This is a genomic window from Rhizobium sp. BR 362, from assembly GCF_036528765.1.
Classification (GTDB): domain Bacteria; phylum Pseudomonadota; class Alphaproteobacteria; order Rhizobiales; family Rhizobiaceae; genus Rhizobium.
Map to the genome: position 1 here is coordinate 29,744 of NZ_JARWGH010000031.1, position 20,339 is coordinate 50,082.

The 20,339-nt window shown below is 56.7% G+C and carries 17 protein-coding genes and 3 pseudogenes; 8 read left to right on the forward strand and 12 right to left on the reverse strand.

The window, feature by feature from the left end; genetic code table 11:
• The first annotated feature begins 138 nt into the window (after positions 1 to 138).
• The 5 genes from QDY28_RS25065 to QDY28_RS25085 are packed head-to-tail and all read left to right on the forward strand — an operon-like array spanning position 139 to position 4,719.
• Positions 139 to 426 (forward strand): hypothetical protein, encoded by a 288-nt coding sequence (locus QDY28_RS25065; RefSeq protein ID WP_245462489.1) that lies wholly within the window; start codon positions 139 to 141, stop codon positions 424 to 426.
• Positions 423 to 1,829 (forward strand): His-Xaa-Ser system radical SAM maturase HxsB, encoded by a 1,407-nt coding sequence (gene hxsB, locus QDY28_RS25070; RefSeq protein ID WP_184805942.1) that lies wholly within the window; start codon positions 423 to 425, stop codon positions 1,827 to 1,829. The genes QDY28_RS25065 and hxsB overlap by 4 nt, the downstream gene beginning before the upstream one ends.
• A complete protein-coding gene (gene hxsC / locus QDY28_RS25075) occupies positions 1,826 to 2,908 on the forward strand; it encodes a His-Xaa-Ser system radical SAM maturase HxsC (RefSeq protein WP_184805939.1) in 1,083 nt (360 codons plus the stop codon). The genes hxsB and hxsC overlap by 4 nt, the downstream gene beginning before the upstream one ends.
• The gene (hxsA, locus tag QDY28_RS25080; protein WP_184805936.1) at positions 2,905 to 3,528 is read left to right on the forward strand and encodes a His-Xaa-Ser repeat protein HxsA; all 624 of its coding nucleotides are present in this window, start codon (positions 2,905 to 2,907) and stop codon (positions 3,526 to 3,528) included. Before hxsC ends, hxsA begins: the two co-directional genes overlap by 4 nt.
• 12 nt (positions 3,529 to 3,540) lie before the next feature.
• Positions 3,541 to 4,719: a hypothetical protein gene (locus QDY28_RS25085; RefSeq protein ID WP_246802359.1), complete on the forward strand. Its 1,179-nt coding sequence runs from the start codon at positions 3,541 to 3,543 to the stop codon at positions 4,717 to 4,719.
• Between the two features lie 765 nt (positions 4,720 to 5,484).
• Here QDY28_RS25085 and QDY28_RS25090 read toward each other — a convergent pair.
• Genes QDY28_RS25090 through QDY28_RS25100 form a run of 3 tightly spaced genes read right to left on the reverse strand, consistent with a single transcriptional unit; the run spans position 5,485 to position 8,836 of the window.
• Positions 5,485 to 7,392, reverse strand: coding sequence for a protein kinase domain-containing protein (locus tag QDY28_RS25090; protein WP_120764214.1), 1,908 nt, complete (start codon positions 7,390 to 7,392; stop codon positions 5,485 to 5,487).
• On the reverse strand, positions 7,389 to 8,159 hold the full coding sequence (locus QDY28_RS25095) for a PP2C family serine/threonine-protein phosphatase (RefSeq protein ID WP_245462488.1): 771 nt from the start codon (positions 8,157 to 8,159) through the stop codon (positions 7,389 to 7,391). The genes QDY28_RS25090 and QDY28_RS25095 overlap by 4 nt, the downstream gene beginning before the upstream one ends.
• A complete protein-coding gene (locus QDY28_RS25100) occupies positions 8,156 to 8,836 on the reverse strand; it encodes a vWA domain-containing protein (RefSeq protein ID WP_004122927.1) in 681 nt (226 codons plus the stop codon). The genes QDY28_RS25095 and QDY28_RS25100 overlap by 4 nt, the downstream gene beginning before the upstream one ends.
• 808 nt (positions 8,837 to 9,644) lie before the next feature.
• Here QDY28_RS25100 and QDY28_RS25105 point away from each other — a divergent pair.
• A pseudogene (locus QDY28_RS25105) lies at positions 9,645 to 10,048 on the forward strand (ISNCY family transposase); the annotation flags it as partial.
• 173 nt (positions 10,049 to 10,221) lie between these two features.
• Here QDY28_RS25105 and QDY28_RS25110 read toward each other — a convergent pair.
• The 4 genes and pseudogenes from QDY28_RS25110 to QDY28_RS25125 form a co-directional block, all read right to left on the reverse strand.
• Positions 10,222 to 11,991 (reverse strand): GNAT family N-acetyltransferase, encoded by a 1,770-nt coding sequence (locus QDY28_RS25110; RefSeq protein ID WP_285170279.1) that lies wholly within the window; start codon positions 11,989 to 11,991, stop codon positions 10,222 to 10,224.
• Positions 11,988 to 12,467 (reverse strand): coproporphyrinogen III oxidase, encoded by a 480-nt coding sequence (locus QDY28_RS25115; protein WP_246802373.1) that lies wholly within the window; start codon positions 12,465 to 12,467, stop codon positions 11,988 to 11,990. The genes QDY28_RS25110 and QDY28_RS25115 overlap by 4 nt, the downstream gene beginning before the upstream one ends.
• A gap of 417 nt (positions 12,468 to 12,884) precedes the next feature.
• A pseudogene (locus QDY28_RS25120) lies at positions 12,885 to 13,763 on the reverse strand (DUF7146 domain-containing protein); the annotation flags it as partial.
• Between the two features lie 578 nt (positions 13,764 to 14,341).
• Positions 14,342 to 14,563 carry a hypothetical protein gene (locus tag QDY28_RS25125; protein ID WP_120764208.1) on the reverse strand — a complete coding sequence of 74 codons (222 nt, stop codon included), beginning with the start codon at positions 14,561 to 14,563 and terminating at the stop codon, positions 14,342 to 14,344.
• A 37-nt stretch (positions 14,564 to 14,600) separates the two neighbouring features.
• Between QDY28_RS25125 and ligD the strand changes: the two are divergent.
• A pseudogene (gene ligD / locus QDY28_RS25130) lies at positions 14,601 to 15,654 on the forward strand (non-homologous end-joining DNA ligase).
• 158 nt (positions 15,655 to 15,812) lie between these two features.
• Here ligD and QDY28_RS25135 read toward each other — a convergent pair.
• Together QDY28_RS25135 and QDY28_RS25140 are read right to left on the reverse strand one after the other, a co-directional pair.
• Complete coding sequence (locus QDY28_RS25135) at positions 15,813 to 17,195, reverse strand: IS1380 family transposase (RefSeq protein ID WP_184806185.1); 1,383 nt, start codon at positions 17,193 to 17,195, stop codon at positions 15,813 to 15,815.
• 93 nt (positions 17,196 to 17,288) lie between these two features.
• Positions 17,289 to 17,621 carry a hypothetical protein gene (locus QDY28_RS25140; protein ID WP_120764207.1) on the reverse strand — a complete coding sequence of 111 codons (333 nt, stop codon included), beginning with the start codon at positions 17,619 to 17,621 and terminating at the stop codon, positions 17,289 to 17,291.
• 167 nt (positions 17,622 to 17,788) lie between these two features.
• Between QDY28_RS25140 and QDY28_RS25145 the strand changes: the two genes are divergently transcribed.
• Positions 17,789 to 18,289, forward strand: coding sequence for a hypothetical protein (locus tag QDY28_RS25145; protein ID WP_331384114.1), 501 nt, complete (start codon positions 17,789 to 17,791; stop codon positions 18,287 to 18,289).
• 136 nt (positions 18,290 to 18,425) lie between these two features.
• On the opposite strand, the gene QDY28_RS25150 is transcribed toward QDY28_RS25145, so the two are convergent.
• The 3 genes from QDY28_RS25150 to QDY28_RS25160 form a co-directional block, all read right to left on the reverse strand.
• On the reverse strand, positions 18,426 to 18,863 hold the full coding sequence (locus tag QDY28_RS25150) for a hypothetical protein (protein ID WP_184806187.1): 438 nt from the start codon (positions 18,861 to 18,863) through the stop codon (positions 18,426 to 18,428).
• Positions 18,864 to 19,273: 410 nt separating this feature from the next.
• Positions 19,274 to 19,714 (reverse strand): type II toxin-antitoxin system VapC family toxin, encoded by a 441-nt coding sequence (locus QDY28_RS25155; protein ID WP_184806191.1) that lies wholly within the window; start codon positions 19,712 to 19,714, stop codon positions 19,274 to 19,276.
• A 2-nt stretch (positions 19,715 to 19,716) separates the two neighbouring features.
• Positions 19,717 to 20,307: a DUF433 domain-containing protein gene (locus QDY28_RS25160; RefSeq protein ID WP_184806200.1), complete on the reverse strand. Its 591-nt coding sequence runs from the start codon at positions 20,305 to 20,307 to the stop codon at positions 19,717 to 19,719.
• Between the last annotated feature and the right edge of the window lie 32 nt (positions 20,308 to 20,339).

Genomic DNA, 20,339 nt, shown 5'->3' on the forward strand with positions numbered 1-20,339 from the left:
AGAACCTGGTCGAATGGATACTTGGTTTGGGATGTCGTGCGCCGGGGGCTCGAAAGCGAAATTCAGTGCAACCCTCTGGTGTTTGGATGCCAGCATGGCTACAATCTCAATCGTACGGAATGGGGAGGCTGCACTGACGTGAAACCGCAAAACTCTCACACCTCGTCCCCAGAGAAAACTCGCCGCAGTGCGATCGAGCTCGATCCGACATTCCGTCCATATCTCGCAGTGGCTATTGTTCGGTTCAGTGCGTCGCATCCAGATACAGAAATCGAAATATCGCAAACCATCAGCCTGTTGGATAACGGCGTAGCGCCGAGTGATCTGCTCGTTCGAGAGTTCCACCACTGTCTGTATCGCGAGAAAATTTATGCCGAGACGCTTCCGCTCAGGCGTGCCCTGGTCGACGGTGTCCTCGGGCGATGACCGTATTTCCCCTTAAGTTCAAACCGTTCGGCGCCGGCTATCTTTTTGCGGATGATGCGGGCGGTTACTTCAAAGCCGACGCTCACTTTCTCAATCGCTATGCGACCGGAAAGCTGACGGCACTGGATAGGGGCTTTTTTGAAGCAAATGGTCATGCGTTCAATGAGATCGACGATCCAGCCTATATGGGATTTGCCTACCGGTGGGCCCAACGGTTGCACCGTCCTCAAGAGCTGAATTACGTCATTCTCGTTCCGACCCTCCGTTGCAATTTGGCATGTGCCTATTGCCAGGTGTCTCGGGTGAACGAGAGCACTCCGGGCTTTGATTGGACGGATGAGACGCTTGAGCGCGTTCTCCGATTTCTCGATGCCATGACGTCCGCGAGCGTCAAAATCGAATTCCAGGGTGGCGAGCCACTGCTCCGATTAGACCTATTGGAGAAGGTTCGTGATTTCGCTCGCCGCAAGTTCCAAGAAGTTTTCTTTACGGTATGCACCAATCTGCAATCAGTATCGGAAGAAGCTTGGGATTTCCTGGATGCCTCGGACGTCTTCGTGAGTACGTCACTTGATGGCGAATTTTCGACGCATGAGCGGCAACGAACCGTAAACGCCAAAGACACGCAGCAATTCGTATCGAACCTCAGCTATGCCATCGAGCGCTTGGGGCAGGGAAAGGTCTCGGCTCTCCCGACGCTAGACATCAACCAGTTGCCGAGCGTTTCCGAGATCACTGATACGTTTGGTCGGTTCGGATTTCGGTCCATTTTCCTTCGACCAGTTAATCATCAGGGTTTTGCCAGAAAACGGTTTCAGACCACCGGTCTCGAAGACAAATGGAATGCCTACCATGCCGATTTTATCGACGCTCTGATCGAGCACAATTGGACCGCTAGGCAGCCGGTCGAGGAGTTCTATTTCACACACTGCCTGCGCCGGGTTCTGCGTGGCGGCCACAATCAGCAAGTCGACCTTCGTAATCCGAATATTCTCGGCCGAGACTACATCGTTATTGACTACGACGGCACCTTCTATCCGACGGATGAAGCCAGGATGGTCACGAGGGTCGGACAGGTCGATCTTAGCATTGGCAATCTTTGTGACGGCATCGACCAGTCCAAGCTAGACGTGCTAAACGAAAAGTCTTCCAATTCATTCCATCCCGACTGCATCCATTGTCCATACCAAGCCGCGTGTGGTGCGGACGTTGTTGACGATCTATCCCGTTATGGGCGCATCGATCTACCGAAGGCCGACACAGCCTTCTGTCGCCGTCATACCGCAATCTTCGACAAGATCTTCGAGCTGCTCTATTCGGCTGACGAGAAAGTCCAAAAGAGCCTTGCGATCTGGGCCGGAATTCCGGAGTTCGATCCGTCACTGGCGCCGGTACACACATGATCGATTTGCGGCTCAAGATCGATGACGTCCCGATCGACAATCCAAGTATCGTTCGCTTGCGCTCGGACGCGGTGGATAGTGAATATGATGCACTCCTGATCGACAGAGATCAGGAAAGTCAAACCTTCGATCTCGCGGGTTACTCGCTTCGCGTCCACTGCGGTCCCGAAACCGATCTTGACGGTGACGTCCTGCTTCTAGTTCCTGGGCGAAGGTCCGCGCATCGATTGGTGCGATCCCGGTCGAGACACAACACTTTCTTGGTCACCGAGCAATGCGACCAGCTCTGCGTCATGTGCTCGCAGCCTCCAAAGAAATATCACGCCGACCTCTTTGACCAGTTCACAGTCGCCGCCACCTTAGCGCCGGAAAACGCTCGAATCACCATATCTGGCGGCGAACCGCTGCTGCACAAAGGAAGGCTGTTTCAATTTCTTCTAGCAGCCGCGAAAGCCCGGCCGGATGTCTCATTTCATGTTCTGACCAACGGCCAGTTTTTCGAACCGGGCGACAGCGCGCTGCTTGATGAAATTGGACGAGATCGCGTGTTGTGGGGCATTCCACTGTATGCGCCTTATGCGGGACTTCACGACAGCATTGTTGGAAAATCCGGAGCCTTTGAAACGCTGTCGTTGAACTTGACGGCGCTGATGAGGGCGGGGGCAGCGGTCGAGCTTCGTACGGTTGTCCTCCAGCAGAACTGGGATGTGTTGCCACAGCTTGCGAACTATGTCTCGACTCGGCTTCCGTTCATTGACGTATGGGCGATCATGCAACTGGAAAATATTGGCTACGGCAGAATGAACTGGGCGCATTCGTTCAAGGATACGTCGCTGGATTTCGGCCAACTCCGCATGGCCATTAACCTCGCGATTGGGCGCGGTATTCAAACTCTTCTTTATAATTTCCCTCTTTGCAGTGTCCCTCCAGGGTACCGACATCTGGCACCAGGAACGATTTCAGATTGGAAGAACAAATTTTTGGAACAGTGCAGGGGATGTTCGCTGCGCTCTACTTGTGGTGGATTTTTTGAATGGTATAAAGCTGATCAGGGGTTTGGGGGACTCTCACCACAATGAAGAAGCGCAAGATCTACCTGGTGCCGTCGTTGATCGCGGCCGGTTTCATGCCATCGAAAGGTGACGCTGCGCCGATCACCGGCCTTACCGAAAAGAAGCCGGCCACCACCTTGTTCGAACGGTTGCGGGTCAAGCAGGTCTATACCCTTGCCGGCCATAGCTCGCATTCGAGCCACGCAAGCCATGCCAGTCACGCAAGCCACGCATCCTCAGCTGGAGGTGGATACGTCCCACGGGGCGATTATGACACTGCTTATCCATCGCCCGATCCGACACCGCGCTATCAGCCCAACCCGGGGCCGGTCATCAGAAGTCTCCCAACCACTCCAAACTTACCGGCGACGACGTCAACTGGCACCTATTCGACGCAATCCTCTTCGACGAGCGCGCAGCCAGTGCCACTGAAGACGTTGCCAGGCAACTCGGACAAATTTCGCCGTATCGTCATACAGGTCCAGACCGCTCTGATCGCCTTTGGTTATTTCGGCGGCCCGATAACAGGTCAAGTCGATGCCGCCACGAAGGGCGGGCTCAGTAAAATGCAGGACGCGTACGGTCTCAAAGTCACCGGCACCATAACTCCGCAGGTCCTGTCGGCCCTGGGGATCGCGACGAACTAAACCGCCATGCGAATGAAACGGCGTTTCCTTTATACGATTATCACAATTGTTTTGTCTGTTTCGGTTTCGATGGGCGCCGCGACTGCTGCGGTCTCCTACCGTCATCTCTCCACGACGAATGGGACCACGATCCTTCTTGTTGAGGGCAGCTTCGAGACTGGCGATGATCCTCAACGCATCGCCTTAGAACTTGCTGCGAGCCCGGCCAAATACATCGCGTTTAATTCGGCGGGTGGCGATCGATCAATCGCGATGGCTTTCGGGAAGGCAATCCGCAAGACCGGCCTTCCGACGCTCCAGACAAAAGGCTCCCCTTGTCTCGAAACCTGCCTTTTGGCTTTTATGGGTGGCCTTAATCGTTATGCCGAAGATGAGAGCATAGGCATATCTGTAGAGACGTTTGCGACATCTGCGGAATCTGACGGTCGTCTCAATCCCTTAGTGTCAGCAGCCCTCAAAGACTACCTCGGCACGATGGGTGTAAGCGCTTCGCTTCTGGACGCAGCGTTGTCAATGCCGCTGGGGCAATCGAAAGAATTGAATCTTGTCGATATGGCGGGCTATCAGCTGGTAACGGCGCAGCTCAATGGAGAAAGCGCTTCGGCAGATGAAGTGCAGGACATTCAGCCTACCGATCAAGCAGGGGCAGTGGAAGTGTTCAATGAGTTCCAGCGGGTATGGTCGGGCTCGAGCAGCGAGGCGGTAGCCTTTCTTCGCAACGTCTATGCCGACCGCATCCAGTACTACGGAAAAGACCTTTCGCGAGAAGATGTGCTTAAGGAGAAGAGCGCTTTCGTGGACCGATGGCCGACAAGAATCTACACAGCGCGGCCGGGTTCAGTTCATGCGCTTTGTGCAGACAAGTGTTCAGTCTTCGGCGTTGTCGACTGGTACGCGTTCAGTGCAACCAGAAAAAAGGGTGCTTCAGGCGCAGTCAACCTGGCGCTGACTTGGGACCCGGTTAGTCGAAGGATAGTCAGTGAGACGGGCAGGGTCATTGAGACCGACAAAGCAGTCGCCGGGCCCGATCGTATAATCCGCCGTTGGATTCTCGACGCTACCGCCTGCTCGATTGGGAACGCTGTCGACGCGGAAGTATGCAAATCGCGCTCGATCCTGGAGGCCGATTTGAATAGCTCTGGATGGTGTGATCAGCGGGGATTGGGCTGGAGGCAGTGCGCCAGCCCGTGATCAACTACAACTAGCGGCCGCCCTCGCGGCGTGGAGTTTCGACTGACCGTGCTGCAGGAGTCGGTTTGCGAGCAACAGAAAGCACGGGACTGGAGGAAATCGTCCCAGGAGGCACCCAGCCAATGGCGTCGCCGGCGCTAACGTGGGTCCAACCCGCTTCTTGCTCCATAAGAGATACAAGGGCGTTCTGCCCAAGACTGCCGACAACGATGTACTTAGGACCAGGGCCGTCTCTGAGTTCAAGAGGTAGCCGAATGTAAGCGAACCTCGCGGCAGGGGGCGGGGTGGCCTTATCGAAAGGATCGACTGCAGGCGCGATGGTGGTCGCCTCCGATTTCTCGATGGAGGCGATCAATCCATCGAAGACGTAGGAATCAGGTTCAGGGGCGCCGCTCGTGATTGGCTGCGTGATCGGAAGCCCAGGGCTCGAATCGGTGCTTTGAGGCGTAGGTGCGGAGAAAGACGGAGCCGCTTCCGAAACGGATGTCGCATTCGCTGTACTGGAAGATGTGGGCGACGGCTCTGCACTGGCAGGAGTCGCGGTTACCACCGAAGTTTGAGACGCAGGAAGCGCATTTTCCTGAGCGCGTGTTGGGGTAGTAACCGGCGCTGTCACGATCTGATTGCGAGAGGGAATAAGTGACGAAACAGGGGCGTGAGACGCCGTTCCCGGCTTTGACGTCGTATTCGCTGCGAAGACAGCGCCCCCGATCATTGCCAGCATTACCCAGAAGTCTCGGTATGCTCCGGCCACGCGCGTCACCGTTACCCTATATCCATTTGGACTTGCTTAAGTCGCACATACGCTTCAACCAATTGCGGGGGCGGGTTCCTTCGCAGTTCGGAGGCAGTATCCAGAAGTTCCTTGAGCTCATCCGGAGCACGCCTCAGCTCTCCTTCCAGGTCAGCCCTCTGACGCGCTATGTCCGTTTTGACCTCATTGATAGCCTGCGGATCGGTGGCAATGTGACTATTGAATACAAATTTCTTTTCAACAGACGACGACCAATTCGCAAGGGCGTCGGCTTTTTTGGGACCAATGCCGGGAACGGCTAAAACCGAGCGAGTCTTCACATCCCACGCGCTGTCAAAACCAAACGACGAGAGCGTTACCGTCCTGCTCTGTCCAATGCCAGCGATTTTTGCGCGGGAGATCAAGTGCCCCTGCATGTGGCTCCTGAATTGAAGGTCTCTTTTCTTTCGCTCGAGCTCGGCGAGCCGTTCGCGTTCCTGTTCCGGAAGTTTGCCATGAGCCGAGGCCAGGGACAGATAGTGGCTTTTTCGTTTCAGGAACACGGCAGGCCCGGCGTGCTCTTCCCAAATTTTCTTCTTCTCCTCCCATGCTGCGGTAGCCGCCTGCAGTTCGACCCTAAATTCTTCCGCAGGACGGCGGGATCGGATCATCATTATGATTGATGCGATAACCAGAGCTGCACCCCAGAAGCCATTCAACTGGTTTGCAAGGAAAATACCTATCAGCAGTCCCGCAACCGAGGCGAAAAACGCCAGCTGCTTTCCACGTGAGAAGGATACCGCCACAGGGCTGCGGGTGAGATACGGAACCGCAATGATGCTTTCAGGTGCTGGGGGTTGGTTTGGTGGAGCGGGACGGTTGATCAGAGCAATGAGGTCACCGATGTTCAGTGTGGAAACAGTGCTTGAAATCTTCGCGGCGAAGAGGCTCCTGCCCATCGATTTCTCGAGGCGGCACCAGGGACACGACGAGCTCCGAAAATACGCATGCGATTTGTCAGCAGAGCACTCCAGCAAACCCTTCTCGACCTTGCCGAGGATTTGGACCCACGAGGTCGCATTCGGTCGACCGCCCGGAAGATCACCACTCTTTCCGAAAGCGGATTCGAATGCGTCGGAAACCTCCTTACCAAAGTCACCCAGCGCTGGTGTTAGCGGCGGAGGTTCCATACGCGTCTCAGCCCTGCATGCGCTATAGGCGAAACGGTGGTCGCCTATAGCGGTCGGGATGTCTATGTCGCCAAGACCGAGATGCTTCCCAGCAAACGGATGTCTCCCAAGAAAAAGCAGCTGAAAGATGAGGACGGCTAGACCAAAGTTGTCGTGGTTCGCCATCCGAACCACTTTTTCGAAGTCCGCGCCTCTCAGCTCAGGCGGCGTGTAATCCGGCACGCCTACGGCGCAGCGATAGACCTCTGGCCCCTTATTGAACTGAAACGAGTCGCTATCGATCAGAGTTACCATAGCCTGGTTTGAAACGAGGATGCCGGAGTGGTTTACGTCGCCGACCACGCAGCCCGTGCTGTGGATTGCAGCAAACGCGTTCGCAAGATTGAACGCGCTGCGCACCAGGAACCGGGCGTCGGCAGAAGGAAATTCCGTCCGCCTGCTGCCAGGCCCATAGAGTTCATGGATATTCTTAAAACCTGCGACCTTCTTCATGGAAAACCCCATGAACATTCCGCTCTTGTCACTGACAGTGTCGATCGGGAAGGCGACGATGTCGGTTGTCTTGTGGAGTGCGGCCGACGTCATGGCAAGGATTTTTGCTTTCCTCTCGAAGGCCCTGCCGGGATTATAAATCTTCACCGCCAAATCGCCCGCCTCGTGGACGTGGTAGACCGCGCCTTCGCCGCCTTTTCCTAGCATCCCGCCAAGCGTCAGCTTCCTCCCATCCGATCCGAATACGATAGTGCTCATTTGCGCACACCGAGTACGAGCGTCTTGTCGTCATCGGTTCTTTCGCAAACGGACGGGCTTTCAAGATATTCTCGCAGCGCCATCGACAGAGGAAGGTTCCTGCCGGCTTCCTCCGAAAGAGTCAGCGGCGTCAGCATCCGATTGAAAAATGGCTCATGAGCCGAACGATTTGCGCTATTGAGGACTAGACGTTCGATGCCGTCGGAGAAGACTGCAAATCGATCGACACGACGGTCATTTCGAACGAAAGTGAGATGCGGTTGGGGATCATCGGTGATGAAGCTGGTTGTCGATGCATATTCGCCTTGATACGGCCAAGACGGCACATCCCAGGCTTCGTCTCCTTCGTAGCGTACGACAGCCGCGCCATCGCCGATGTGAAAGATCACAGTACCGTTTTCAGACATGAGAGCAGCAACGCTTGTGGCCGCGAAATCGCGTCGCTGTGTTCCAGAGCGACTAGCCTTCGCGCTGATGTATTCGCGGATATCGTCTATCCAGCCCCAGACCATTTCTTCACGAAGCTGGGAGAGGGAGTGATTTGCGAGATATCCACGGATGAGCCGAAGCAGACCAATGCAGACTGATTTTGAACCAATCTGCGCCAGTTTTGCGCTTCCCGCACCATCTGAAACGATCACTGCCATGACGGTTTCATCGACGCTGGCTAAAGTCTCACTCAATGCAAAATCCTGACATGGCAAACCCGTCTTCACATGGGAGGTGCCACGAGCACGGGCCGCAGCCCATCGCCAGCCGTCGGTCATGCGATTGAGGCCCATCCGTCGGGCGTTGCAGGATTAGAGAGAGGAACGGCGTCACCGGGATTGGATTGCGAGACCGAGCTTAGAGAGCTGGAAAGCCACTGGAACAGATCTCGAAACCTGAGTTCCTTCAGCGCCAAAGGCTGGCGCACGCAGATATGGGAAAGCGTTTCGAAATTAGCGCCGTCGACGCCGACAGCAAAAAAGCTGAAGGCCTTTTCAACTTCTCCAGCCTTGACCTGCGCCGCCGCACTCTGCCAGGCGTCTGTTGGGGCTCCGTCCGTAATCAGGAAAACCCACGGGCGATAGTATGAGATTCCGTTTTGGCGATAGGAGTTCTTCCGGTCGCGCAGGAGCCGGAGGCCCTCCTCGATTGCATGGCCCATTGGCGTATCTCCCTGTGCGGCCAACTCGGGGACGATCCAGTTTTGCATGCTTGTAAAGTCGTTCACGATGGTCACGGGGCCGAAGGAGACTATGCCTATCTCAACGCGCTTAGATGCGAGAGAGTCCGCATAGAGTTCGTCTTTGAACTGGACGAGACCTTCATTGAGTTCCCTAAGCGGGCGTCCCCGCATCGAACCAGAAACGTCTAGCAATAAAAGGCAGGGACAACGCGGTTCGGGATTGTCCACGAACTCCGCGCCATCAAAGGGAATTTGCTCAAATGGATTTGGCATGTGGTTCTCCTCAAGCTTGTGAACAATGCATAGCAGCTCTCGCCGGCGCTGCATTTACAAAAGAGCGCTCAAAGATATTTTTTCGCCGGCTGTGGCTTTTGGGAAAAGCACCGGAACCGCGACTCTCGGGCTCGAGATGGCAGCATCGAGGTGTTACCGAAGTGCGCCGTGCAAAAGTGCAAGCAGCCAGGCGACGACTAGCACCCAAAACACGGCCGAGTACATTATTTCGCAAGTGCGGCTCCGATAGCGGCGCCCAGTAGCAATGACATTGCCGAATTTAGGAAAGTGATACTGAAACCATAAGATGGCCTTCCCGGGAAATAGAAATACCATCCACCAGAGTCGCGGCCGAGTGCTCGAGCCGCTTTGTGGTGAGGGGAGCTGGTGCATTGCCATCGCGATCTCGTTGCCTGCGGACTAAGATTCATCAGGCAGCATATACGAGTCTCTGGGAGAAGCTACCCAGGGTTTTTCTCACGCCGACGTTATACAATCATGATGTTCGATTTAGCTCGTGGACGCTGCCAACAGCAATCTTCTTCCCACCTGGGTTCGTATTGGTCGTTGGCGACCGCAGGGCGGTGAATCAGGCGGAGAACGCCATCGACACTTCCAAGCGTGCTCTCCTTTTTGATCACGGCGTGGAAGTGCCGAACAAATGGGCGGCGATCTCCGAATTTACGCGGACCAGGAGACTCCGAACCTCAAGCTAACAAGGGAGCCGTTGCGGAAGCCGCGGCCATTGCGCCTGGCCTATTTTGGAAGACCATTCGAAAGGATTGCGGTTTCGATGAGACATTGGGACGAATGGATGACTGAGGCCGGCATCTGGATCTCGCGCCGGAACGCAAGAAACGGGTTTTCCAGCCGCGTGGCCGGCGCGACTGCTTTGGCGTACTGGTGCAGATCGACGGGTCGCATCACTGTTGGTTCGAGAACCGCGGCCCCAAATGCGCCCTGCTCGTCTATATCGACGATGCCGCCGGAAAGCTTCTGCATTTGCGTTTGCCGGATCGGAGGACACGTTCGACTATCTGCTGCGACGAAGGCCTATCTGCAGCAATGGGGCAAGCCGCTGGCTTTCTATAGCGACAAGCATGGTGTCTTTCGATCGACACATCCGTGAAGAAGGACCGGACGAGCGGCCTGACGCAGTTCGGCCGGGCGCTTTATGAGCTGAACATCGACATCATCTGCGCCAAAACCCCCGCGGATCCTCCGATCCGACCAGGGCGGCGCGTCCCGACCTCGATCCCCACCATCCGTCGATGCCTGACTGCGGCCCTGGCCAACCGCCTGCAACGATGTCCGTGCTGTACAAGGGCCATGGACAGCCCGCGGCAAATCCGCAATTTATGACGCAGTAAGACTAGACGACCCCATCAGTCTGAATTCCCGGGTCGCTTCTCAGCAGAAATCAACAAGTCATCCTGGCTGGCGAGCCGCTTCTCGTAGAAAATCACGGCATACCCATGCAACATCCCCTCACCGCGGCGACTATAGCCAGACGTCTCATACATCATTTGAGCCCCGACTTGGATGGTTGTTGTTTCGAGCATTATGCACTTGAAACCTAGGGCAGCGGCGCGCAGCTCCAATTCACTAAGTATTCTCCTTCCAAGCCCTCGTCGTTGAAAGGCGGGATCGACCCGCATCCGCTTCAGCTCTGCAACATCATCTTCGGCAGGTTTCAGTCCACCCATAGCGACGAGTTGGCCGCCAATATGAGCAACTACAAAATCTCCGCCTGAGGCTAGATATACGTCCCCGACATTACGCAAATCATCCTCCCATGCCCCTTCCGGCCCATGTACACCAACAGCGTCGGATGCGCTTCGATGCAACCGCCATACATCGTCAGCATCTCCTACCTCGAATCGGCGAAAGACCACTTCGTCTTGAGACATTGACCATTTTCGCCTGATGTCGGAGATATGCTTGATCGAGGAAAATGCCGCCTCTAGCTTTGGTGCGCTCCCTAACAGCCGCTGCGACAACACATCCTCAATCCTTTCCGACATATCAACTCCAACAATTGGGAGACCCGGCCCTACCGTATATTTCAGGGCCGCACGACGATGCATCCGGGTAAACCGATCCAGCGCACAAACACAGGACGCGTGCAGCTCTCGGATTTCGCTGCTCTGGCGCTCCACGATGGACGAGACCGTTGCGAGCTTAGGGAAAGGCGCTTTCCCTTCAAGCCAGCTTGGCTGGGTTCTCGCGCGCACCTTGTCTGGCGATAACCAGCGAAATACGTCGTCAATGCATTTTTGAGGATAATATTCCGACAACCGATATACATCCTTGTAGAATTGCGGCTTCTGGCGCAACAGCTCTTCGCCGATCAGAAGAACCGAGACCGCCACGATGCGGGCAGAGAAACGACCGCTTGGGCCAAGCCTATCCTTGTAAGGGTTCTTTCCGTAAAACATGCGAAATTGCTCGAAAAGATCGTGCGACATATGTTCATAAAAACGTTCCAAAACATAAATGGCTGACTCCAGCGACTTCATGCACAGCGATAGACACTTGCGTGCATCTGCCGCGACCGTGTCTCGCAACTTAAGCAGAGCTTCTATTGCCGACTGTAAGTCACCCTCAATAAGTTGATGGCCGAGGCAAAAATCGCGCTCCTCGACCCCAGCTGAACCGAGGCAATATACGCGAGGATCCCTCTCCACTGGGTTGGTGAGGATCATGTCTTCATAGGAGAGGACATCAATGCTAGGCTGCCGCTGACGACTTAATTGTGCAATACGCATCAACGGTTCTCCTACCGCCAACTCCGCATCGACGGGACTGAGGCCGGCAAACGCGGACATCTGATAAGCACAATTGACGAGATACTGAATGTCTGTCTTAGCCACTCCGAAGTCGGACTGGGGCAGATTTATTAGCTGCGCCTCACAGTCTGTTCCCCGTATCATTGCGTTGATGCTCTGCCCAAGCGCCTTAACCGCTTCATCTGGCCGTTCATTCCCTTTGATCTGCGCAATATGGTGCGGGAGTTGCTCGGCGACGAAATCGCTGACAATCCCAAGCGGGCGTTTTGCCTGGCTGCGGTCGATGCTGTCGACCAGGTGAGAAAATATCTTTCGCGCCTGATGGGCGGGTCGATCTGGGATGGAAAAGGACGAGGTAAAGGTCATTGACGAGGTCCCCCGACTTCACCGAAACACAGCGTGCATTTTCGCACTTGAGCCGTACCGTCCCGCTGGCGAGTAATCGTGCTCTTCCAAGACGTCGGTCTTCTTGTCCCTATCCTGCTATCGTTGTAGGCGACCCGGTCAAGCACCTGGTCCGAGAAAAACAGCAGAGACACAGCGCCTGAATTGATGATGCCGGCGGAAGTCAGAGAAAGTACGCCGTCGTTAGAGATGAATACCAGGTCGGTCTCCTTCAAGATTTCAAGCTCGCGGGGAAAGTATTTTTCGAAGGGCACCCCAAACTCCCGTGCGAAGCGGGATAACAACACTCCGCCGCTTCGCAACGCAAACATTACTGTCCTGCGCATCAGATCGTCCTCTAACAGTGCGACACCTTTCCAAATCGGTTTATCGCCCGCTTCAACTCTAGTCAGATACCGATCAAAATCGGCCTCAATATAGAACTGGCACTGGCTCATGTAGCCAAATCCGCCAACCCCAAACGGCACAAGATTATTGTCGCTCCAGGAATCGTACTTGCAAGACTGTCGAAAGGAGTGCGATTGCGACGCCTTCGTCCATAGAAAATCGGCCCGTGACGATAGCCAAGTGCGGTGAGGATGTGCTCCGCCATAAAATGCATGATTATCCATTCCTTGGAGGCAAGATGGGTCTTGCAATCGTGGGTCGTGGGAGTTCAACAAACCCATTTATTCCAGTCCCTTTAATTTTGCCGAGCGATCGCTTCGCTCCTACCCGGCACGCAACTTCGTCGGCTCTCAACGGCGGGGCAAAGTTCATGCCAATTTGTATTTTGGCGCTAACAAATAGATTGTAGATTTCCTTTCAGTTACTTAGCGAAAACTTCGAGGAGGCCGGCTAAACAAGCCTACGTCCTAAATTCGCCAAAACAGCCATAAATTGTCGGACACCGTCGAAGGCCGCTGAGCCTCATCGTCGGGGACGAGTTGATCGCCGAGCCATGCCGCGAGGTGGGCCCGGCCGAGATGAAGCAGATCGTCGTTGAAGTCACCGAGCTGCGGCCGCAACACCAAGGCGAGGATCCCGGACTCGCCTGCTGGCTGAGACGTTCGATGCCGTGCCGGCCGGCAGAGTCGGCATCGGCTGCGATGTAGAGGCGACGGCAGCCAAGCGGAAGTCCGGGCCGGCGAGGTGATTGGCCGAGGTGGCGGCGGCCACCGGCAGCGCCGGCATCACCACCTTAAGCGAAGCCATCGTCTCGAAGGCCTCGCCGGCGGCCATGACCGGGACGGGCGCACCGGGCTGGTGGCCTAGCCAGATGCCGTTGCCAAGAATATCCCCCAGCGAGCGGCGTGGATCCGCGAGTTGCGCCTTGCCCTGACCCGAAGGATCAAGCCAGGTGCGCTGCAGGCCGGTGACAGCGGCAATTGGGGCAGGAAGAGTCTGCGTCTCGCCCGTAACGAGATCCCTGTAGTAGCAGCCGGGATGGAAGCGCAGCGCGCGCTCATGCGGGGAGAGCAGAATGCCGCGACCGGCGAGGTATCGTTCGGCAGCGTGCCGGCGATCGGCTGAGACATGGCGAACAGTCGACGCGCGGCCTTCGGGGAGCCGCGTTTCGCCGCTGGCTGGCGCTGCGCGCCTGGGAGCTGGGGAGGTGGCAGCGGCATGGAGAGGAAGCGACGTGCTTCATCCGCGACTTCGCGGAAGTCGACCAGACCACAGCTTTCGCGGATGACATCGAGCAGATCGCCAAATTCGGAGGTCGCCTCGGCTCGTCTCCACTGCACGATACGCTCGCATCACGACGCCCGCGAACATCAAAGCGGCACTGCCACCCAATCTGCCCTCGTACGCTGAAGTACGTGGGGCACATTCGATGGCAACTTTTCAGTGAACGAGCATGGAAGTGTGCATAGCCCTGAAGCCCAGAAGTGGCGCTACGAGCAGATGAAGGCCAATCTCGCGATCTCCGGCATGGAAGTCGATCCCGAGCTAGAAGCCATCACTGAGGCATGGGAAGCGAACGGTCAGGGGCCTGATTGCGCGTGCTGCACACTACCGACCGATCTCTTCGGAGAAAACCAAGATCAGGGCCATCTTGCTGGGGGTGGCCTTTTTCTTTGTCCGATGAGTCGGAACCTTCGACGGTGATTCGTCTTGAGCCGCGAATCACTTTTCGGAGGTATTGCGTCACACATGGCCCGAGATGTCGAAATTTATGCTCAGAAACCGTTCTCTAAACTCCCTGTCGATCTGCGGAAGGAAGTTCTGCAGGAGCTCTCGAAGCGGCTCCATTACGTCGCCCTGCTTGCCCGGGCGTGATGGACGATTTGTACCGAGACATGATGTCCGAGTCCCGGCATTAAGGGCGTCAGGGCAGTCGCTTCAAGAACCGAAGCCTGTTTCCCGGCGCAAACTCGATGACCTTGTCCTGCTCCAATGCGACGAGCACAGCCATGATCTCATCTTGCGTAAATCCTGCCGCGGTGAGTGGAACCCCGATGTCGAACAGGTTGATCATCATGTCGGGCTTCAGCTTCAGGGACCGAAGCTTATCCGTCAGGGCTATTTCGGTTTCTTCAAATCGGCTCATATCAGCTTCTTAACGCTTTTCCGGCTGGATTAGCACCATGTCCAAGCCTCCGCGTTCGAAACCGCTCCTCCAAGACACTGACGGTCCGGCCCGGTCGAAGCCACGGCGTCGTCGCCATCCCGCACAGCCGAACCTTCTGCTCGACCCTATGCCTCGCAGGATCCAACCTTGTCTCGCATTGCTGAAGCCCCGGCCGCCGGAGGGCGAGAATTGGACATACGAGATCAAGTGGGATGGCTATCGTCTCGCAATCCATATCGAGCCGCCGGGCATCAGGATCCTGACGAAGGGCGGCCACGACCGGATCAGTCGTTTTCCGGAAATAGAAAGAGGAGTGCGGGATCTCGGGCAGCGTCTGCGATCATCGACGGGGAGGCGGTCATGTATGACGAGCTGGGCCGATCCGATTTCAGTCTCCTTCAATCATCGCTTGGCGGCCGAGCCGGGAAGCAGGTTTCGAACGCGCAGTTCATGACCTTTGACCTACTCTATCTCGACGGACATAACCTCACCGAGACCGAGCTCCGCGTGCGCTGTCATCTCCTCGAGGAGCTGATCGCTGGCAACGAAATAGCTGCCATCAAATTCTCGGAATCCTTCGACGCGTCCGGAGCCGATATCATCCGGGCGGCGTGCGAACACGGACTCGAGGGCATCATCGCGAAGAAGCTCGACAGCGTCTATCGCTCCGGCCGACTTGGCGACTGGATCAAGGTCAAGTGCATCGCCTCGGAAAGCTTATCGTCGGCTGCGAGCGATCGACGGGAGCCAGCTTCCGTTCCCTCATGTTGGGCGCGTATCGCGGCGACCAGGTGGTCTACGTCGGATCGGTCGGGACGGGCTTCAAAGAGCGTCAGGCTGCGCAGCTTCAGGCGACAATGGACAAGCTGCCGTGGAAACGAAAACAGCCTCGTGTCCTCTACTCCGGAAAGCGCGATGTCGCATGGATCCAGCCGACGCTCATTGCGGAGATCGAATATCTTGGGTGGACTAGCGACGAGAAGCTGAGGCACGCCAGCTTCAAGGGACTGCGCGAGATCCAAGACAACGCGGGGGTCTATCGTCTCGATATTTATTTACACGCCCGTTAGCCCGCATTTCTCACAGCGTCTTCGGTTAGTATTGGCGCTGTGGTCTGTCGCAGCGCTCGATGCCGCGGACGCGAGCGGTCACTGCCGCAGTGATGCGGCGTTTTTTGGCCGGGGCTGTATCCTGTGTCGTTGGCGGGAAGGGTTCGGGTCCGGCGGCATCATCGGGCCGCAGTGCCTATTCGGGCATGGGCCAGGGCAAATTCCGCGGCATAGGGACAGGCCGAGGCAATCGCCACCTTGATGCGACGAACCGAGACGCGGACCTGTGCGCCGATCTTCAGGAGCTTCAGGCGGATCGTGCCGCAGGTCGCCTCGGCAAGCCGGGTGTGGGCGAGCCCGAGGCGGCGTAGCGCGCAGAGCAGCACATAGGCCAACGAGGCGAACCACAGCCGTAGCTGATTGGCGCGCATGGTGTGGGCGCTGGTGCGGTCGGCGTAGAGATCGAGTTGGCATTCCTTGATCCGATTCTCCATGTCGCCGCGGGCGCAGTAGAGGTCCTCGTAAAGCGCCCGTGCCGCCCAATGATCGAGCTTGAGCGAGGTGACGATGAAGCGCGGATTGGCGCCTTGCGTGGTCCATTCGGCCTTGGCGACGACGCGCCGGCGGCGCGCCCAGCTGCCTTTCGTCGCCCACATGAAGTCGTGGAAGACACGCGCCGCCTGACCGGTTTCGCCGGCGGCGCGGCAAGCTTTCGCCAGGCTTCCGGCGATCTTCCTTTCCAGCCGCTTGTTGCGGGCCAGGCCGAAGATATAGTCGACGCCGTTTTCCTCGCACCAGGCCATCAGTTCCTCGCGGGCAAAACCGGAATCGGCGCGCAGGATGATGCGGACCTTCGGCCTGCGCGCACGGATCTGCTTGACGATCCGCTCGATCTCCTCGACCGCGCCGGCGCTGGCATCGATGTTGGAGCGCCGCAGCTTGGCCGCCAGCAGATGCCGGCCGCAGAAGATGTAGAGCGGCAGATAGCAATAGCCGTCATAATAGCCGTGGAAGAACCGCCCTTCCTGATTGCCGTGCAGCGGATCGTCGGTGGCGTCGAGATCGAGCACGATTTCGTTCGGCGGCCCGTCGTGGGCGTCCAGGAACACGTCCACAAACAGCGATTCCAGCGCGCCTTGGTCATACGCGATCTTGTGATAGCGCGTCGGTGCGTCGGGGCGGCCATGCTCCAGCCGGTTCAATGTGGATTTGCCGGCAAGCACCGCGCAGTCTTGCCGCTTCGGCATCAGCCGCTCCGACAACAGTGCGAGCACCGGGTCCTGGCGCAGCGTGTCGTGGTCGTCGACATCCTCGTAGCCCAGCGCGATTGCCGCAATGCGCTGGCCGATCAGCGTGCGCACGCTGTGGACCGTGCACTTGCGATCGCGGCCATCGACGAAGCAGGCGGCCACCCGGTCGAACAACCCGATGGCCCCGTCGACGTGGCGAAGCAGCAGCGCACCGGCATCCGAGGTGATCGCGCCGCCGTCGAAACCGGCGACCACTTTGTGGCCGTCGAAGCCTTCAAATTCGAACTGTGCGGAGATACAGTGTGTTTGCATCGGGCCTCCTTAATAAATCTGGTAAGCCTTTGTAGCAAAAGCAGTTTCTCAGATTCTCAGGCTCGATGCACCTCTTACTTTGAGATATTCGGGTTAGAGGGACGGATCCTTGTGCTTTGGCCGCTGTTGATATCCTAAGTGGTCTTTGTTGCCATCGGGAATGAGACGTAAAATGACCCCAACCGCAAGGATTCCGATAGACAGCCAGAAAGCCTTTGGGTCGTAGGCTGTCGCGCCAAAGGTGTTGGCGGCGTTGCTCACCATGCCGCAGGCTCCGCCAAGCGTGTAGATGCACTCGCTAGGCAGACTCCCACGAGCACCAAGGAACTCGGAGACCTGTGTGTAAAATGAATACCACCAGAAGACGGAACCAACGACCCCGACCCCGCCGACTACGACAAACAGATTTGAAAGAGTTTTCGACATTCGCCCCCCGATGTCATCGCACAACCTTGGCGACGATAGCGTGTTACTGCGCAAGTGCAACTCGGATTTGTTTGGGACGACAGCAATTGACAGCGAAAGCGTGTTCTAGTTTCGTTCTCGACATGAGGCACCGCAAGGGCATCCAACTGGTGAGAAGCGAGGACGACGTGCAATACACCGCGCCGGAGCCGCCAGGCACGGGCCATCCATACCGAATAGAGGTCTGGGACGACCCGCCTGAATCCGGCGGCTCTATCGTTGAAGTCATCGCCTCCTCGACGAGCTTTCCGGTCTCGGTCGCCGCGCTGAAGGCCGCTATCCGGGAGCGCCCCGGCAAATACATCGTCCACATGAACGGAAGGCATCGCATGAGCTGCGAGCTCGCGCCCGATCCTCCGGCTCCATTGTCGCCGCCTCGCACAAAGATCGGGCCAGATCCGTATCCGGAGATTCTCAAAGACCAGAAGTGGACATTCGCGAACCTCCCGGAATGGAACACGCTCGCGATTCGCTGTAGGAGCTGTGACCGCGTTGCCCCTGTCGACCGATGGGAGATCGCGCGGAAACATGGCAAGCAGACGGTCATCGCCAACTTGCTGCCGAAGCTCCGCTGCGAGTGCGGGGTGAAAGGCGACTGCGAATGGAAGTCGGGCAGGCTTCCTCGGTAGCGTCCCCGCTCTTACAGGTTCTTAAGAATCGCAGGCGAAGGAGTTCCCGGCATTTTATCCGACCAGAGTTGCGGCGGCACCTCGAATGCCTTTTCTCCGCTTCCAGGCACCGCTGGCCGAACCTCGAATCGAGCGATCACGTGATCGTTTTCGTCAAGCAGGGCGGCCATGAAGGGCGGCTTCTTGCCTTTATCGCCGAACCGCGCATAGCCTCGCAAGCTTCCTCCTTCATTTCGCCGATATCGTCCCCGGTCAGCGGGATATCCTTGTATTTGGTATCCCCGAACTCCGCTCGATAAATTTTCATCAGATTCCCTCCGTTCGGATAAACATATGTACCAGACGGAATTTCGGTCGCAATGGCGGTCGAAGACGCGCTTGGGGCGAGCGCCGAAAAGTCATTAGGGCGGATTAATTTGCGGACCTCCGGCGGATAGCAGTTTCCTCCACCGATGTAGTCTCTGAACGTCGCGCGAGCTTGCGCGTTCGTTAGGACAAAGAAGGTTGGCGACATCGTTCTCAGGTCGAGTTCGATGAAGATGAAGTCAGCAACGCCCTTTGTCTCCATGTCCATAGGCCACCGCGTGATCTCTGTCGGCCGCCTGAGGAACTGCCGTGTCTTTACTTCGACTGACCGTAGCTGTCCGTCTGTTACGACCATCACATCGTGGCCGGGTGCGCCTTCCGGACTCATGTATGCGGCAAGCCCCAGAGTATTGAGCTTCGCTAAGTCAACAGCTCGCCCAGCGTACCTGCTTGTTGAGATGAGAGTTTATCCAGGGCCATCGCTCCTCAGTAACGAAGCAAAAGAGATGCTTCACTTACATCGCCAGCTCTTTTAGCATCAACAGCCGATTTTCAGACACGCCCACCAGCCTCCGATCCGTTCGTCCGCACAAAGTCGGATTCATGGCAAGTTCCATAATAGAACTTATCTGATTTTTTCTAACTACATGAAATTGCTGCATAATGGATGGACGAAGTTCATCGTGCAATATTTCGGGAGTCTTTGGTCGCCTTCTTAAACGGATCCATGATTGTGACGCCGCGCTCCTGAAAATCAGCGACGTTGCGGGTGACGATGACCAGACCATTCACCAGCGCCGTCGCGGCTAATCCTGTGTCGTCAATGTTCTTGTCGGAGTGTCCGAGCATCTGCCCCCAGCGGCGAGCGACAGCTTCATCGACAGGAAGGATACGGCCATCGTAGGCTGCGAAGATGGCATCGGCCGCCTTGGCGATCTCGTTAGCCACAGCGTCGTCGGTTTTCCGCTTTTTTCCGATGCCTTTCGAGATCTCTCGGACCGAGATCACGCTGATCGCGAGATCGGTATCGTCAACCGTATCGAGCCAAGCCGCCACATTTTCGTGCGGCACGGGTCGACCTATCTCTTTCAGAACATTGGTATCGAGCAGATATTTCAAGCTCAATCATCCAGCGCACTAAGATCGGCGGCTCGCATGGCGGCCTTTGCCGTTTTCTTCGGATATGGCCTGCCTGCCTTCGGATGCGCCTCCACATAGACTCGCGCTGCAACGATCTGTTGTTCCTTCAGAGAGGGATAGTCGCGCATGACATCTTTGACAGTCGCGCCGGCGTCGAGGAGAGCGGCGATCCGATGCGCCTCGATTTGCGTTCCCCGGATTAGCGGTTCCTTGCCGGATAGGTCGATTTGAGCACTGAGCTTGTCGAGTTCCTTCAGCTTACGCTCGACGAAGACCAAGTGCTGACCAATGTCGTAACGCTGTTTACCGAACACGACCTCCTTCGCGAGACCGCGTTTGAGAGAGCTTCGCAACGCCTCGTAGAATTCGGACTGGCTCTTGGGTGTCAGCGCTTGTTTGAGTTCGTCATAGGCATGGAGAAACACCAGCTCGGCTTGACCGAATTGCCTAATATTCCGACCGCCTCGCTTCACGAGTTGCGGCTTGATCGGCGCGCGCTCGACAACCTTTTTGAAAGTGTCTAGAGGCGCACCAACCACAAAAGCCGCTTGTGCCGTTGTCAGATGTTCCATCCTATTGCCCTTTCTAATTCACCTCCAAACAT

Bases quoted from the DNA above. Each gene is read 5' to 3' on its own strand.
- hxsA (WP_184805936.1), top strand. From the start codon at position 2,905: ATGAAGAAGCGCAAGATCTACCTGGTGCCGTCGTTGATCGCGGCCGGT.
- QDY28_RS25095 (WP_245462488.1), bottom strand. From the start codon at position 8,159: ATGACCGACGGCTGGCGATGGGCTGCGGCCCGTGCTCGTGGCACCTCC.
- QDY28_RS25085 (WP_246802359.1), top strand. From the start codon at position 3,541: ATGAAACGGCGTTTCCTTTATACGATTATCACAATTGTTTTGTCTGTT.
- QDY28_RS25110 (WP_285170279.1), bottom strand. From the start codon at position 11,991: ATGACCTTTACCTCGTCCTTTTCCATCCCAGATCGACCCGCCCATCAG.
- QDY28_RS25140 (WP_120764207.1), bottom strand. From the start codon at position 17,621: ATGTCGAAAACTCTTTCAAATCTGTTTGTCGTAGTCGGCGGGGTCGGG.
- QDY28_RS25100 (WP_004122927.1), bottom strand. From the start codon at position 8,836: ATGCCAAATCCATTTGAGCAAATTCCCTTTGATGGCGCGGAGTTCGTG.
- hxsB (WP_184805942.1), top strand. From the start codon at position 423: ATGACCGTATTTCCCCTTAAGTTCAAACCGTTCGGCGCCGGCTATCTT.
- QDY28_RS25160 (WP_184806200.1), bottom strand. From the start codon at position 20,307: ATGGAACATCTGACAACGGCACAAGCGGCTTTTGTGGTTGGTGCGCCT.
- QDY28_RS25125 (WP_120764208.1), bottom strand. From the start codon at position 14,563: ATGAGCCGATTTGAAGAAACCGAAATAGCCCTGACGGATAAGCTTCGG.
- hxsC (WP_184805939.1), top strand. From the start codon at position 1,826: ATGATCGATTTGCGGCTCAAGATCGATGACGTCCCGATCGACAATCCA.
- QDY28_RS25090 (WP_120764214.1), bottom strand. From the start codon at position 7,392: ATGAGCACTATCGTATTCGGATCGGATGGGAGGAAGCTGACGCTTGGC.
- QDY28_RS25135 (WP_184806185.1), bottom strand. From the start codon at position 17,195: ATGCAAACACACTGTATCTCCGCACAGTTCGAATTTGAAGGCTTCGAC.
- QDY28_RS25115 (WP_246802373.1), bottom strand. From the start codon at position 12,467: ATGAGCCAGTGCCAGTTCTATATTGAGGCCGATTTTGATCGGTATCTG.
- QDY28_RS25150 (WP_184806187.1), bottom strand. From the start codon at position 18,863: ATGGACATGGAGACAAAGGGCGTTGCTGACTTCATCTTCATCGAACTC.